The sequence below is a fragment of the Roseateles sp. SL47 genome (genome assembly GCF_026625885.1).
Classification (GTDB): domain Bacteria; phylum Pseudomonadota; class Gammaproteobacteria; order Burkholderiales; family Burkholderiaceae_C; genus Roseateles.
The window spans coordinates 4,076,418-4,092,256 of record NZ_CP113068.1; the positions used below are offsets into that span (position 1 = coordinate 4,076,418).

Below are 15,839 nucleotides of genomic sequence, written 5' to 3' on the forward strand. Positions count from 1 at the left end.
CATGAAGAAGTCGAGAAATGCCGGTGGATGGGCCTGGGTGGAGCTGGCCCCGATGGTGCTGGCCCTGCTGGTGGGCTGCGCCGGGTCCAAGTCGTTCCAGGAGGGGACGGATCTGATCAATGCCGGGCAGGAGGAGCAGGGCTTGGCAAAGCTGGAAGAGGCGGTGCGCGCCGAACCCCGCAATGCCGAGTACCGGATCGCGCTGGCCGTGCGGCGAAGCTCCGCCATCAACCGGCTGCACCTGGTTGGCGATGCCGCGCTGCGCGAAGGGCGTCTGACCGATGCCGAACGCGCCTACGCCCAGGTGCTGGCGCTGGACCCGGCCAACGCCATGGCCCGGCAAGGGCTGGATGCGCTGGTGGTAGAGCGGCGGCATAGGGCGGTGGTGATCGAAGGTGAAGCCCTGCTGAAAAAGGGCGGCGAAGCCGACATCCAGGAGGCCTTGGACAAGTTGCGCCCGGTGCTGTCGGAAAAACCAGCGCAGCGCGAGGCACTGAATCTGAAGGCACGGCTGGAAGCTGCGAAGGCCAAGTTTGTCCGCCCGGAAAGCCGCCTCGCAGCGGTGTATCGAAAGCCGATCACGCTTGAATTCCGGGACGCACCGCTGCGTTCGGTCTTTGATGTCGTGGCCAAGGTCTCCGGCCTGAACTTCTTCTTCGACCGCGAAATCCGGCCCGACCTCAAGGTGACGGTGCTGGCCAAGAACACCTCCATCGAAGACGCCATCCGTTTGCTGCTGGCCACCAACCAGCTGGAGCAGAAGGTGCTCAACGAAAACACCATCCTCATCTATCCCAACACGCCGCAGAAGCTGAAGGACTATCAACCGCTGGTGGTGCGCTCGTTCTACCTGACGAATGCCGATGTGAAGGCGGTGTCCAACACCATCAAGACGCTGGTGAAGACCAAGGACCTGGTGGTGGACGAACGCCTGGGCATTCTGATGATGCGCGACACGCCCGAAGCAGTGCGGATGGCCGAGCGCATCGTGGCGCTGCAGGACCTCAGTGATCCGGAAGTGATCCTGGAAGTGGAAGTGATGGAGATCAAACGCACGCGGCTGCTGGAGCTGGGCATTCAGTGGCCGAGCCAGCTCAAGCTGGCGCCGATCACCACGGACAACGCCCCATTGACGCTGTCTCGCCTGAAAAACCTGCGTGGCCCGGACATCGGTGTGACGGTGGGCGACACAATGATCAATGCACGCAAGGAAGACTCCGACGGCAATGTGCTGACCAACCCGCGCATCCGCGTGCGCAACAAGGACAAGGCCAAGGTCCTGATCGGTGACCGCGTGCCGGTGATCACGACCACCAACACGGCCACCGGCTTCTCCTCGGAATCGGTGAACTATCTGGATGTTGGCTTGAAGCTGGAAGTGGAGCCCAACATCTATCTGGATGATGAAGTGGCCATCAAGGTCAATCTGGAGGTGTCCAGTCTGGTGCGGGAAGTGACGAGCAAAAGCGGCACCTTGTCCTACCAGATCGGCACGCGCGGCGCCTCCACCTCGCTGCGTCTGCGGGACGGAGAAACCCAGATCCTGGCTGGCCTGATCAACGATGAAGATCGCTCCACGGGCGCCAAGGTGCCGCTGCTGGGCGAACTGCCAGTGGCCGGCCGCCTGTTTGGCAGCCAGAAGGACGACAAGCAGCGCTCCGAGATCATCCTGTCGATCACGCCTCATATCGTGCGCTCGCTGCGTCGGCCGGATCTGTCGGCAGCTGAATTCGCGTCCGGCACGGAGAGCAACATCGGCGCGCAGGATTTGCAGCTATCGATCCTGCCGCCTGAAAGCAAGGGGCCGGATGGGAAGCCCGTGGTGGCCGCTGCGGGCCCGACGGCCACATCCGCTGCTGCTGCTGGTGCATCCTCTGGCGCTGCTGCGGCACCATGGCCGACCAGCACCGTGGCAGGGCCATCGGCGGGCACCGCCGGTGCGTCGACCAGCCTGGTCCCGGCGCCGCTCCCCGTGACGCCAAACCCTGCGGACGCACCTGCGGCCAATGCCGGTCAGATCCGACTGCAATGGCAGGCACCCGCGCAGGTCAAGGTGGGGGAACAGTTCAGCGCGGTGCTGCGCCTGACCAGCCAGGGTCCGGTGCGCGGCATGCCGGTGCTGGCCGGTTTTGATCCGCAGGTGCTGCAGGTGGTGAGCGTCACGGAAGGCGACTACTTCAAGCAGGGCGGGGCGGCGGTGAACTTCAGTCAGCGCGTGGACCCGGCGCAAGGCAAGGTGTTTGCGGCCGCTGTGCGGCAAAGCGCGGACAGTGGCATCAACGGCACGGGCGGTGTGTTCACCGTGACCTTCAAAGCCATCAAGGCGGGCACGGCGCGGCTGAGTGTGATGTCGGCGACGCCGGAGCCGCAGGGCGCCCCGTTGGCGCTGCCCATCGAGCATCAGATCAAGGTGGCGCAGTGAAGCAGCAGCGCGGATTCACCTTCATCGAGCTCATGATGACCCTGGCCATCATGGGCGTGCTGGTGCTGGTGGCGGTGCCGATGGCGCAACTCTCGGTGCAGCGCGACAAGGAACGTGATCTGCGCCTGGCCCTGGCGCAGATCCGCGACGCGCTGGATGCCTACAAGCGCGCCGCCGACCAGGGCCGGGTGATGGTGCGGCTGGGGGAGAGTGGCTATCCCAAGAGCCTGGAAGATCTGGTGGAGGGGGTGCCGGACCAGCGCAGCCCGTCACGGCAGAAGATGTACTTTCTGCGTGCTCTGCCGCGCGACCCGATGAATCCGGATGTGGACCGCAAAGCCGCAGACACCTGGGTGACGCGCAGTTATGCCTCCCCGCCGGACGACCCGCAATCGGGAGAGGACGTGTTCGATGTCTATTCCTCATCGGACGCGGTCGGCCTGAATGGCGTGCCTTACAAGCGATGGTGAGCGGCATGAATGAACGCACCCCATCCATGCGGCGTCTTGCCGGCTTCACGCTGATCGAGCTGCTGGTGGTGATGGCCATCGTGGCCTTGTTGCTGACGATTGCGGCGCCGCGCTATTTCGGGTCGCTGGACAAGTCCAAGGACGTGGCGCTGGCCGAGAACCTGAAGGTGATGCGGATCACGCTGGACCGCTTCTATGCTGACAAGGGGCGCTACCCCGACACACTGACGGAGCTGGTGGACCAGCGCTATTTGCGGCAGGTGCCGACCGATCCGGTGACCGGCAGCGATGCCACCTGGGTGCTGGTCCCGCCGAAGGACGGCGCGCAGGGCGCGATCGCGGATGTGAAAAGCGGGGCGACGGGCCGTTCCCACGATGGCCGGGGTTATGAGACGTTCTGACCTCCATGCCCCACGCGTGCGCGCATCCATGGCGGGCTTTGCCTACCTCTGGACGCTGCTGCTGGTCGCCTTCATGGGCATCGGCCTGACCGTGGCTGCCGAGGTCCACACCACGTCGGCCCGTCGCAGCCAGGAGCGCGCACTGCTGAATGTGGGCCATCAATTCCGCACGGCCATTCAGCGCTACTACGAAAGTGCCCTGGTGGCCGGCCAGCACCAATATCCGGCTTCGCTGGAAGACCTGTTGCGAGACAACCGCGTGCCAGGCATCCAGCGCCACCTGCGCCAGGTGTTTGTGGACCCGATGACCGGCAAGGCGGAATGGGGTGTGGTGCGCGTGGCGGGGCGGATCGTGGGGGTTTATTCACTGTCGGAACAAGTGCCGGTGAAGGTGGACAACTTCGATGCGGAGGACATGGCGTTTCGCGGCAAGAAGAAATACAGCGAATGGGTGTTTACCTATCCCGTGGACCTGCTGCTGAGAGATCCGGCGAAGCCCGCAGCGCCAGGGCAGGGCGCCAGCGCGCCCTTCATGGGGGCCAGCGAGGCGGCATCGTCACCGGTGGGAACACCCCTTGGCGGTTTCATCTTTTCAAGTGGTGGCGCCAGCGGATGAGCGGGAACATGAGGGTCATGCATTGGGTCAAGATCGGACTGCTGTGCTGCGTCAGCGGGTCCGCGCTGGCCGCTTCTGAATTGACTGCTGCGATGCCGGAAGCGCTGAAAGGCATACCGCCGTCGGGTCTGTCCTGCCAGCGAGATGACGTGCAACGCGGTGCCAAGGGGCAGCCCTTGGCACCGATCGCACGGCGCGGGGCCGATCTGAGCTGCATGCTGGAGCCGGCGCAGTGGCCGAGCTTTGCCGGCAAGAAGACGCCGCTGATGGTCGACATCCGCTCTGCAGCGGAGTTTGAAGCGGCGCATGTGGATGGCGCGTTGAACGCCTCCGTGGTGCAACTCAAGGTCAAGCCCTATCTGAAGGACCGCGCAGTGGTGCTGATGGGTTCTGGAAAGGCCGAAGAGGAGCTCTACATGGCTTGCGCCGATCTGAAGGCCCAAGGGTTTGCTCAGGTGCGGGTGATGCGCGGTGGCATGGCGCGCTGGAAAGGTTTGGGCAAGGACCTGGTGGGGCGCACGGGCGCGGATGCCGGCGTGCCTGAATTGAAGGCCGCCGAGCTGTGGCAGGAACAGCAATTCGAGGCCAACCTCGTGCTGGTGGCACCGTCGCATGCATCGCTGATGGCGCAATTGCCGTCCGCCATCGCTGTTTCGGCGCTGACGGCACAGGCTGTGCAGGCGGTGGTGGAACGCCGACGCAAAGAGACCAGGAACGCGCCCCTGGCTGCTGTGGTGATCGTGGGGGATGCGACGGAGCCCCAACTGCGGGCCCTGGCCTCAGCGTTGCCCAGCGTGCCGCTGCTGAGTTATGCGGCGCCGGCCAGCAGCTATCTGGCCGAGATGCGCCAGCAGCAGGCGGCCTGGACCGCGTTGGCCAAAGGCCCCAAACAACTGCCATGTGGACGATGAAGGGACGCGACCGCATGGACTTGAACCGCCGCGATTGCTGGCTGGGTCTGGCTGGCTTGGCTTGGCTGCCGAGAGGGCTTGCCGGGACATCAGTGCCGGGAATGTCAGCGGACGTGGCAGCGGACGTGGCCCGGGGACGCGAGGCCTTGGCGCCTGCTGCCACACGCCAGCTGCGGTTCACGCTGACCTTGAGAAACCCAACCGGGCTTGCACTGACGGATCAGACGGTATGGCTTTACCTGCCCATGAAGGACACCACCACTCAACATCTGGCCAATGTGCGGGTCAGCATGCCGCACGAGCTGAGCCAGGACTCGCTCGGCCACAGTGTGCTGCGGTTGTCTCTGCCCACCGTGGGGCCGTTCACGTCCAAGGTCGTGACGGTGCAGGCCGAGCTGGCGCTGCGGCAGGAAGCGATGCGTGTGACGCTGATCGACCCGTCGCCTTGGCTGAAGGCCGAACGGTGGATTGAATGCGACGACGCCGAGGTTCGGGCACTGGCCGCGACGCTCCAGAGAAGCACGCAGAGCGAGACCTTGGACGCCATTTACGACTGGGTCAGCAGTCAACTGGTTTATGCCGGCTATGTGGCCGACCCGCTGGGGGCGCGACTGGCGCTGCAAAAACGCTGGGGCGATTGCACGGAATACGCCTATCTCTGCTGCGCTTTGGCCCGTGCCCGTGGCATTGCAGCGCGACCGGTCGGTGGCTACGTGGTGAACGGCAGTGCCGCGCCGCGTGCGGAGGATTATCACGATTGGACCGAGGTCTACCTCGACGGGGCCTGGCGCGTCATGGATGCGCAAAAGCGTTGCTGGCGGCAGCCGGCCGAGGACTACATCGCTTTTCGCGTTCACCAACCGGTGGCGACAAACGCGCTGGGGCTGGCGGCGAGGTTCAAGGTGGATGGGAGTCTTGATCTGCGGATGTGATCGGCTCGAATGAATCGGGCTGTGTCATTGAATGAATAAAACCAAGTGATTGAGGATCTCGTCGTCATCTTCACACCTAGGTTTTGGCCTCGACTTGGCAGCTGAATAGCTGGCCCAACCAAAAAAGAGGGATGTGACGATCACGTCACATCCCTCTTTGTCTATGGCGAAATTCCCCAGCGGAAGGCCGAACACCTTCAGTGCGAATGCCTCGGCACTGCCGACCCTCGGCATCCGCGCAGGAAGTCGAAATCGCAGCCTTCATCTGCCTGCAGCACATGCTGCACATACAGCTTGCGGTATCCGCTGGCATCGGCGGGATCAGGCTGCTGACGAGCCGCCCAGTCTTCCAGACGTGCCTGCAATTCGGCGTCCGAGATGTCCAGATGCAGCCGATTGTTGGCGCAATCCAGCTCAATCCAGTCGCCTTCGCGCACCACGGCCAGCGGGCCTCCCGCCTTGGCCTCCGGCGCCACATGCAGCACCACCGTGCCGTAAGCGGTGCCGCTCATGCGCGCATCGCTGATCCGGACCATGTCCTTGATGCCTTGCGCCAGCAACTTCGGCGGCAGCCCCATGTTGCCCACTTCTGCCATGCCGGGATAGCCGCGCGGGCCGCAGTTCTTCATCACCAGCACGGAGTCCTTGTCGACTTCCAAGGCCGGGTCCATGATGCGCGCCTTGTAGTCGTCAAAGTCCTCAAACACCACCGCACGCCCGCGATGCTGCATCAGCGCCGGAGTCGCGGCCGAGGGCTTCAGCACGGCGCCGCGAGGCGCCAGGTTTCCGCGCAGCACGCAAATGCCGCCGTCGGCAATCAGCGGCTTGGCAATCGGGCGCACCACTTCATCGTCGTAGATCGGCGCGTCATGGCAGTTTTGCCAGAGCGTCTTGCCGTTGACGGTCAGCGCATCCTTGTGGGGCAGCAGGTCCGCCTCACCCAGGCGGCGCAGCACCGCCGGCAACCCACCCGCGTAATAGAACTCTTCCATCAGGAAGCGCCCGCTGGGCAGCAGGTCCACCAGCGTGGGTGTGCCTTTGCCTACACGCGTCCAGTCTTCCAGCTCCAGCGGCACACCCACGCGGCCGGCAATCGCTTTCAGGTGAATCACCGCATTGGTGGAGCCGCCAATGGCCGCATTGGTGCGGATGGCGTTTTCAAAGGCTTGGCGGGTGAGGATCTTGGATAGCTTCAGGTCTTCCCAGACCATTTCCACAATCCGCATGCCTGACAGATGCGCGAGCACATAGCGCCGCGCGTCGACCGCTGGAATCGCGGCATTGTGGGGCAGGGAGGTGCCCAGCGATTCGGCCATGCAGGCCATGGTGCTGGCCGTGCCCATCGTGTTGCAGGTGCCCGCAGACCGCGAGTGCCCAGCCTCCGCCGCGATGAAGTCGTGCATCGAAATTTCGCCGGCCTTCACTTGCTCATGCAGTTGCCAGACGGCCGTGCCCGAGCCGATGTTCTTCCCGTTCAGCTTGCCGTTGAGCATGGGGCCGCCGGTCACCACGATGGTGGGCAGGTCCACACTGGCTGCGCCCATCAGCAGGGCAGGGGTGGTCTTGTCACAGCCCACCAGCAGCACCACGGCATCCATGGGATTGCCGCGAATCGACTCTTCCACATCCATGCTGGCCAGATTGCGGGTGAGCATGGCCGTGGGACGCAGGTTGGACTCCCCATTGCTGAACACCGGAAACTCCACCGGAAACCCGCCCGCTTCAAGAATGCCGCGCTTCACATGTTCGGCGAGCTTGCGGAAATGGGCATTGCAAGGCGTCAGTTCCGACCAGGTGTTGCAGATGCCGATGATGGGCTTGCCTTCGAATTCGTGGTCTGGAATGCCTTGATTCTTCATCCAGCTCCGGTACATGAAGCCGTTCTTGTCCTGAGTGCCGAACCATTCGGCGGAACGGAGCTTCCGGGTTTTCTTAGCCTCTGTCATGGGTCCTTCTGAAGGTCTTTGGGGTCCAGCCCCGTTGGGGGCATGCTAGGCAGGCCCTCGATGCTGGGCAAATCAAAAGTTTCGCCGCGTTGATATTCAAAACGATATGGCGACGCCTGCGAACGGAGGCACAAACGGTGACATCTGCCGCAAGCCTCGGGAATGAACGAAGCCGCAGGCCCGGGCTGCGCGGAATGCCGGCCAGGGGCGGGTTGTCCCCGACGGCGTTTTGGAGGCCTTGCTCTATTCTCGCGCCCACACCAACAAGCAAGCCGTCGTTTCCCCGTTTGAAACTCACGCTGATTTAGCGCTAAACAAGGCGTTGAAATCAACGCGGACTGAACGGGTTCGAACGCACGAGCTGCCGGACAGACAGGAGACACATGAAGCTCATTGAGAGGCAGCGGCCAGCCGCCGCCGTGGCCCATGCCGCCATCGTGGCGGCCGCCGTTCGTTCGTTGGCCAGTCCGTGGCCCCACCAAGCCGCCGCAGGCATCGGCATGGCCGTGCTGTTGAGCGTGTTGACGCCATCGGCAACCGCAGCCATCCCCGCTGTGGCGGAGCCCCGCGCACAGATCGAGACACAGATCGAGATCAATTCAGTGGGATTCCCCATCGCAGCCGCCAAATGGGCGGTGGTGCCGGAGGGGCCGGCACGTGGTTTTGCCGTGGTGGACCAGCAGGGCCGCACCGTTCTGAAAGGCCCGTTATCGGCGTCCGCCACCTGGTCATTGGCTGAGAGGACGGTCAAGCTGGCCGACCTGTCAGCGCTCCGCCAGCCGGGCACCTATCAGTTGCAGGTGTCCGGTATGGGGCGTTCCGCTCCGTTCGTGGTGGGTGATTCGGTCTACACGCCGTTGACGGCAGCCGCCATCCGTGCCTTTTATTTCAACCGCGCCGGTATCGACATCACGCCCGCGCTGGGCGGTGTCTATGCCCGTGCCGCCGGTCACCCCGACACGCGGGTCCTCATTCATGCCTCTGCGGTAGGCCCGCAGCGTCGGGAAGGGGAAGCCACCAGCAGCCCCAAAGGCTGGTATGACGCGGGCGATTACAACAAGTACATCGTCAATTCCGGCATCAGCACCTACACGCTGCTGGCGGCTTATGAGCATTTCCCATCGTTCTACCGGGACCTGAAGGTCGGAGTGCCAGAAACCGGCAATGGCCTGCCCGACCTGCTCAATGAAGCCCTATGGAATCTGGATTGGATGCTGACGATGCAAGACCCCGCCGATGGCGGCGTTTACCACAAGCTCACCAATCTCAAGTTCGACGGCATGGTGATGCCGGCTGCTGCGACCACCGATCGGTATGTGGTGCAGAAGACGACCGCCGCCACACTCGATTTTGCTGCGGTCATGGCGGCCGCCAGCCGGGTGCTGGCCCCGTTGGACGCGCAGTCCCCGGGGCGTTCCGCCCGCATGCGCTCTGCAGCCATCGCCGCCTGGGATTGGGCCCAGCAGCATCGGAATGTGCTCTACCAGCAGCCCGCCGATGTCGTCACTGGGGCTTATGACGACACCCGCCTGGACGATGAATTCGCCTGGGCGGCTGCCGAGCTGTTGGTCACGACCGGGGAGCAGCGCTTTCTGGATGCCATGCGCCTCGGGCAGGTGCCGATCAATGTGCCGTCGTGGAGTGACGTACAGGGGCTCGCCTGGGTCACGCTGGCTCAGCACCAGAACCGGCTGCCGGCCGCCGACCGGGTCATTGTTCAGCAACGCATCCGGACCCTCGCAGTCACCCTGGTGCAGCGGTGGAAACAATCCGCCTGGCGGGTGCCGATGCAAGCGGAGGACTATCGCTGGGGCAGCAATTCAGAAGTGCTGAATCAAGCCCTGATGCTGATCCAGGCCGCGCGACTGATCGACGCGACGCCGACATCCCCTGCAGACGCGGCAGCGCGGCAACTGCGCCGCGACGCCCTTGCTGCCGCGCAGGCCAACCTGGATTACGTGTTGGGCCGCAACCCGTTGGGGCGCTCCCAGGTCACCGGCTTTGGGCTTCGCCCGCCCATGCATCCCCATCACCGCCCCTCGGAGGCAGATGGCATCACCGACCCGATCCCCGGCTTCCTGGTGGGTGGGGCGAACCCCGGCCAGCAGGACAAGGCCGAATGCCCCGTGCCGTACCCGTCGTCGCTCACGGCCTTGTCCTGGCTGGACCATCTGTGCAGCTACGCCAGCAATGAAGTCGCCATCAACTGGAATGCACCGCTGGTCTATGTGGCGGGCGCGCTGGACGTGTTGGGGCGGGCCGATGCCGTGCCATCGCGCAAGCCTCCCCTCGACACCCGAGGCCGGCCGGTCAACCAAAGCTCCCCTCATCCAGACACCCAGAAAGGTCGCCCATGAGCGCCGATCTCTCCACCACCAGCCCGAGCCACGGTAGCCCCCAGTCGGCGTCAGGCATCGCTGCGGCACAGTCCGCGCCACCCGCGCCGGCCACTGCTACCGACGATCCTGCCCCCGGCAAACGCCACCCGCTCACCTGGGTGCCATCGCTCTACCTCGCCATGGGCCTGCCCAATGTGCTGGTGGGCGCCGTGGCAGCGATCCTCTACAAAAACATGGGCATCTCCAATGAGGACATCGCCCTCTACACCTCGCAGATGTACCTGCCGTGGGTGCTCAAACCATTGTGGTCCCCCTTGCTGGAACCCTACCGCACCAAGCGCTGGTGGGTGATCAGCATGCAGTTCCTGATGATGGCTTCGCTGGGCCTGGTGGCCTTCAGCCTGCCGCTGGAGGGCTTCTTCCGCGCATCCCTGGCCTTCTTCTGGATCACCGGTTTCGCTTCTGCCACCCAGGACATTGCCGCCGATGGCGTCTTCATGACCACCATGCCGCTGCGCGATCAGGCTCGTTATGCCGGCGTGCAGGGCATGTGCTGGAACCTCGGCGCGGTGGTGGCCTCCGGGCTGCTGGTGTCGCTCACCGGCTGGCTGCACAAAGACCTGGGCTGGTCATGGGTGCACTGCTGGATGGCGGTGATGCTGGGGGCTGCCGGCATGATGGGCGGATTTGGCCTGTGGCACCTGCGCGTATTGCCGCCAGGGGCCCCGTCGGCGGTGCAGGGGCAGGACTTGCGCAGTGCCATGGTGTCGCTGCGGGAATCCTGGATCACCTTCTTCCAGAAGCCCTCCATCTGGATGATGCTGGCCGTTGTGTTCTTTTATCGCTTCGGGGAGGGCTTCATCGAGAAGTTTGGCCCGCTCTTCCTGCTGGACCCGCGTGACGCTGGCGGCCTGGGGCTGGACAACGCCGCGCTGGGCCACATCTACGGCACCGTGGGCACCGTGGCGTTTATTGCCGGGGCCTTCCTCAGCGGGTTCATCGTGGCCCGCATGACGCTCAAGCGCACGTTCTTCCTGCTGGCCATTGCCCTCAACCTGCCGCACCTCACCTACTACTACCTGAGCCATGGCATGCCGGACAACGTGATGTTGATTGGCGCCGTGGTCGCCATCGAGAAATTCGGCTACGGGATGGGCTCGGTGGGCCACATGCTGTACATGATGCAGCAGATTGCGCCGGGGCCATTCAAGATGACGCACTACGCCATGGCGACAGGCGTGATGGCGCTCACCAAGTGGGCCACCGGCAGTGTGAGCGGCTGGGTGTATGCAGCGGTTGGCCAGCAATACGCCTCCTTCTTCGGGCTGGTGCTGCTCTTCTCCATTCCGCCCATTGTGTTGGCCTGGCTGGCGCCATTTCCGGTGAAGGCGCACGACCCTTCGGATGGCACTGGCGCGCCCGGCGGTCATTAGGGAGAACACTGAGAAACCTGCATGGCGCGACCTCATAGCGCCCACGAACGCGGGGTGATGCTCAAACGGGTATCACCCCGCGTTGAAACTTTATCGAGGCATTTCCTGCGTCGGCGGATGATGCAAAACCGGGCAGAACATCGATGAACAGGGGTGGCACGCCCGTTGCCATGCCCCGCACAGGGCTGAAGTATTCATGGGTTGTTCATGATGCATTCAGTTTTCATTCATGCGATGCTCACCCACCTTCGGCAGCCTTGCGAGAGAGGCGGGCCGACGGGCACTGATTCCTAAAAGCACACAACGGAGACCTCATGAAAAAAGCAATGCTGCCGCGCCGCGGCGCCCTGGGCCTGCTGACCTCGCTGGTGGCGGCCTTTGGATTGGCCGGGATGGCCAGCCAGGCTGTGGCTCAGGACAAAGGTCTGATCGGCATCGCGATGCCGACCAAGAGCTCGGCCCGCTGGATCGCGGACGGTGACAACATGGTCAAGGCGTTCAAGGACAAGGGCTACCGCACCGACCTCCAATACGCTGAAGACGACATCCCCAATCAACTGGCTCAGATCGAAAACCTGATCACCAAGAAGGTGAAGGTGCTGGTGATTGCGTCCATCGACGGCTCGGCGCTGTCCAGCGTGCTGCAGAAGGCCGCCGCCGCCAACATCAAGGTGGTGGGCTATGACCGTCTGATCAAGGGCACCAAGAACATCGATTACTACGTCACCTTCGACAACTTCCAGGTCGGTGTGATGCAGGGCCAGTCCCTGATCGACAAGCTGGGCCTGGCGCAGGGCAAGGGCCCGTTCAATATCGAGCTCTTCGGCGGCTCGCCGGACGACAACAACGCCACCTTCTTCTACGACGGCGCCATGTCGGTGCTCAAGCCCTACATCGACAGCGGCAAGCTGGTGGTGCGCAGCAAGCAGATGGGCATGGGCAAGGTGGGCACGCTGCGCTGGGATGCTTCCACGGCCCAGGCCCGCATGGACAACCTGGCCAGCGCCTTTTACGGCAAGGATCGTCTGCATGCCGTGCTGTCTCCGTATGACGGCATCAGCATCGGCATCCTGTCCTCGCTGAAGGGCGCCGGTTATTGCAGCAAGACGCTGCCGTGCCCGGTGGTGTCCGGCCAGGATGCGGAAATTCCGTCGATCAAGTCGATCATCAAGGGCGAGCAGGCCAGCACGGTGTTCAAGGACACCCGCGCCCTGGCGACCGCTGCCGCCGGCCTGGTGGACGACATGCTCAGCGGCAAGCAACCGGCGGTGAACGACACCAAGACCTACAACAACGGCGTCAAGGTGGTGCCCAGCATTCTGCTGAAGCCGGTGGCTGTGGACGCCACCAACTGGAAGCCTGTGCTGGTGGACAGCGGCTACTACAAAGAGAGCCAGCTGCGCTGATTCCACCCCGCACGGAGGTCCTAATGGCTGAAGCGATCCCCATGCCTGCGGCGCGTGCGCCGGAGGCTGCCGCGCCGCTGCTGGAGCTGCGCGGCATCACCAAACGCTTTCATGGCGTGACCGCGCTGGAGAATGTGCACCTCAAGGTACACCCCGGCGAGATCCACGCTCTGGTGGGCGAAAACGGTGCCGGTAAATCGACGTTGATGAAGGTGGTCAGCGGGGTCTACCCGCACCCCGACTATGACGGCGAGATTCATTTTGAAGGCGAGGAGCGCCGTTTCGGCGGCATTGTCGACAGTGAATCGCTGGGCATCATCATCATCCACCAGGAGCTGGCCCTGGTGCCGCAGCTCTCCATTGCGGAGAACCTGTTTCTCAACCATGAGCCAGCCCGGCTGGGCGTGATTGATCGCATGGCCATGTTCCGCCGTGCGCGGGACCTGCTGGCCCGTGTCGGGCTGCGCGAGTCGCCCGACACGCGGGTGGCGGACCTGGGCATTGGCCAGCAGCAGCTGGTGGAAATCGCCAAGGCCTTGGCGAAATCCGTGCGGCTGCTGATTCTGGACGAGCCCACCGCCAGCCTGAATGAATCGGACAGCGAAGCATTGCTGGACCGGTTGATGGAGCTGCGGGCGCAGGGCATTGCCTGCATCCTCATTTCGCACAAGCTCAACGAGATCACCCGCGTGGCGGACCGTCTCACCGTGCTGCGCGACGGCCGCTCCATCACCACGATGGACTGCCGTCATGAACCGGTGAGTGAAGAACGCATCATCCAGGCCATGGTCGGCCGCGATCTGGCGGACCGGTATCCCCGCCGGACGCCCAAGATCGGCGAGATGCTGTTTGAACTGAAGGATTGGCGCGCCTTCCATCCGGTGCAAGCCGGGCGGGAAGTGGTGCGCGGCATCAATCTGACGGTGCGCCGCGGCGAGATCGTTGGCATTGCAGGCCTGATGGGGGCAGGGCGTACCGAGCTCGCCATGAGCGTGTTCGGTCGCAGCTACGGGCGCCGTGTCTCCGGCACCGCCTTGATGGATGGCCAGCCGGTGGACGTGTCCACCGTGCCCAAAGCCATCAGCGCGGGTCTGGCCTATGTCACCGAGGACCGCAAGGGCCTCGGTCTACTCCTGAATGAATCGATTGCCTGCAACACCAGCCTGGCGAATCTGCCCGGCGTCTCGCGCGCCGGGGTGCTGGATGCCGGGCGCGAACATTCGGTGGCGCAGGACTATCGCCGCCAACTGGCTACCCGCTGCCGCGACGTGGCCCAGCAGGCGGTGCATCTATCCGGCGGCAATCAGCAGAAGGTGGTGCTGGCCAAGTGGCTGTTCTCCAAGCCCCGGCTGCTGATCCTGGACGAGCCGACCCGCGGCATTGACGTGGGTGCCAAGTTCGAGATCTACAGCCTCATCGCACAACTGGCCGAGAGCGGCTGCGGCATTCTGATGATCTCTTCAGAAATGCCCGAGCTGCTGGGCATGTGCGACCGGATGTATGTGATGAATGAAGGGCGCATGGTGGCTGAATTGGATGCCGCCGAAGCCTCACAGGAAAGAATCATGGGTGCCATCGTTGGCGCCCGGGAGTTACTCCATGCATGACCCACTGACGGCACCGATCAACGGTGCCCCCCCCGTGCGTACGGCCCCGCCGCCCGCGCCTCGCGGCCCTTCGCAGGGCGGCATCGCTCATTTCGTGAAGCGTCATCTGCGTGACTACGGCATGCTGATCACGCTGGTGGCCATCATGGGCCTGTTCCAGGTGCTCACCGACGGCACCTTGCTGCAGCCGCTGAACCTGACCAACCTGGTGCTGCAGAACAGCTACATCGTCATCATGGCGCTGGGCATGCTGCTGGTGATCGTGGCGGGGCATATCGACCTCTCCGTGGGCTCGGTCTGCGGCTTCATCGGCGCGTTGGCGGCGGTGTTGATGGTGAATTACAACTGGCCGCCCTTTCCGGCGGCCATGGTCTGCCTGGTGGCGGGGGCCATCATCGGTGCCGCCCAGGGCTGGTTTGTGGCTTACCTGGGCATTCCGTCCTTTATCGTGACCCTGGCCGGCATGCTGGTCTTCAAGGGGTTGGCGCTGGCGCTGCTGCAGGGGCAGTCGCTGGGCCCATTCCCGGACTCGTTCCAGGCGCTGAGCGCCGGCTTCCTGCCGGAACTTTTCAATCAGGAAGATCCGTGGCCCACCACGCTGGGCCTGGGTCTGCTGCTGTCGGTCACCGCCGTGGTGGTGGCATGGCGACATCGCAGTGCGGGCCTGATGCACGGCATGGATGTCGAGCCTGGCCCGATCTTCCTGCTGCGCCAAACCGTGATTGTGGGCGGCGTGCTGGCCATGAGTTGGCTGCTGGCCTCCTACAAAGGCCTGCCGACGGTGATGGTGGTCATGGTGGTGCTGACGCTGGTGTATGACTTCATTGCCGGCCGGACCACGCTGGGCCGCCGCGTGTATGCGGTGGGCGGCAATGAAAAGGCGGCGCGCTTGTCCGGTGTTCGCACTGAACGGGTGGCCTTTCTCACCTTCGTGAACATGGGCGCATTGGCGGCGCTGGCTGGGCTGGTGTTTGCGGCGCGTTTGAACACCGCGTCTCCCAAGGCCGGTCTTGGCTTTGAGCTGGATGTCATTGCCGCATGCTTCGTGGGCGGAGCGTCGGCCTCGGGCGGCGTGGGCAAGATCATGGGGGCCGTGATTGGCGCCTTTGTGATGGGCGTGATGAACAACGGCATGTCCATCCTGGGCATTGGCATTGATTACCAGCAGGTGATCAAGGGCCTGGTGCTGCTGGCCGCCGTGTTCGTGGATGTCTACAACAAGCGGAAGTAAGTCGGGCTTGAATTCAGGAAATAAAGCGGACACATGATGTCCGCTTGGTCATCTGGCTTGCAAATCTTCTCATTGCGTCAATGCGGCAACAGTGCGCCGTGGACGGTTCACAATGGGCACACACC

12 protein-coding genes are annotated in these 15,839 nt (G+C 63.8%); 11 read left to right on the forward strand and 1 reads right to left on the reverse strand.

Annotated features, from left to right (window positions below):
- Position 1 precedes the first annotated feature (1 nt).
- The 6 genes from OU995_RS17905 (at position 2) to OU995_RS17930 (ending at position 5,752) form a co-directional block, all read left to right on the forward strand.
- Positions 2–2,422, forward strand: a complete 2,421-nt coding sequence (locus tag OU995_RS17905) for a cohesin domain-containing protein (RefSeq protein ID WP_267831369.1) — start codon at positions 2–4, stop codon at positions 2,420–2,422.
- The gene (locus OU995_RS17910; protein ID WP_267831370.1) at positions 2,419–2,892 is read left to right on the forward strand and encodes a type II secretion system protein; all 474 of its coding nucleotides are present in this window, start codon (positions 2,419–2,421) and stop codon (positions 2,890–2,892) included. The genes OU995_RS17905 and OU995_RS17910 overlap by 4 nt, the downstream gene beginning before the upstream one ends.
- Positions 2,893–2,897: 5 nt before the next feature.
- Positions 2,898–3,293, forward strand: a complete 396-nt coding sequence (locus OU995_RS17915; RefSeq protein ID WP_267831372.1) for a type II secretion system protein — start codon at positions 2,898–2,900, stop codon at positions 3,291–3,293.
- Positions 3,280–3,909 (forward strand): type II secretion system protein, encoded by a 630-nt coding sequence (locus tag OU995_RS17920; protein WP_267831373.1) that lies wholly within the window; start codon positions 3,280–3,282, stop codon positions 3,907–3,909. The genes OU995_RS17915 and OU995_RS17920 overlap by 14 nt, the downstream gene beginning before the upstream one ends.
- An 8-nt stretch (positions 3,910–3,917) precedes the next feature.
- Positions 3,918–4,820, forward strand: coding sequence for a rhodanese-like domain-containing protein (locus OU995_RS17925; protein WP_267831374.1), 903 nt, complete (start codon positions 3,918–3,920; stop codon positions 4,818–4,820).
- A gap of 101 nt (positions 4,821–4,921) precedes the next feature.
- A complete protein-coding gene (locus OU995_RS17930) occupies positions 4,922–5,752 on the forward strand; it encodes a transglutaminase-like domain-containing protein (RefSeq protein WP_267831376.1) in 831 nt (276 codons plus the stop codon).
- Between the two features lie 197 nt (positions 5,753–5,949).
- On the opposite strand, the gene OU995_RS17935 is transcribed toward OU995_RS17930, so the two are convergent.
- On the reverse strand, positions 5,950–7,698 hold the full coding sequence (locus OU995_RS17935; protein WP_267831377.1) for an IlvD/Edd family dehydratase: 1,749 nt from the start codon (positions 7,696–7,698) through the stop codon (positions 5,950–5,952).
- 383 nt (positions 7,699–8,081) lie between these two features.
- On the opposite strand from OU995_RS17935, the gene OU995_RS17940 reads away from it, so the two are divergent.
- The 5 genes from OU995_RS17940 to mmsB all read left to right on the forward strand — a co-directional run bounded on the left by OU995_RS17940 (position 8,082) and on the right by mmsB (position 15,714).
- Positions 8,082–10,055 (forward strand): glycoside hydrolase family 9 protein, encoded by a 1,974-nt coding sequence (locus tag OU995_RS17940; RefSeq protein WP_267831378.1) that lies wholly within the window; start codon positions 8,082–8,084, stop codon positions 10,053–10,055.
- Entirely contained in the window at positions 10,052–11,470 is a 1,419-nt protein-coding gene (locus OU995_RS17945; protein WP_267831379.1) for an AmpG family muropeptide MFS transporter, read from the forward strand. The genes OU995_RS17940 and OU995_RS17945 overlap by 4 nt, the downstream gene beginning before the upstream one ends.
- 392 nt (positions 11,471–11,862) lie before the next feature.
- Complete coding sequence (gene chvE, locus OU995_RS17950) at positions 11,863–12,876, forward strand: multiple monosaccharide ABC transporter substrate-binding protein (RefSeq protein WP_324288761.1); 1,014 nt, start codon at positions 11,863–11,865, stop codon at positions 12,874–12,876.
- Between the two features lie 23 nt (positions 12,877–12,899).
- On the forward strand, positions 12,900–14,483 hold the full coding sequence (mmsA, locus tag OU995_RS17955; RefSeq protein WP_267831380.1) for a multiple monosaccharide ABC transporter ATP-binding protein: 1,584 nt from the start codon (positions 12,900–12,902) through the stop codon (positions 14,481–14,483).
- Complete coding sequence (mmsB, locus tag OU995_RS17960) at positions 14,476–15,714, forward strand: multiple monosaccharide ABC transporter permease (protein WP_267831381.1); 1,239 nt, start codon at positions 14,476–14,478, stop codon at positions 15,712–15,714. The genes mmsA and mmsB overlap by 8 nt, the downstream gene beginning before the upstream one ends.
- Positions 15,715–15,839 lie beyond the last annotated feature (125 nt).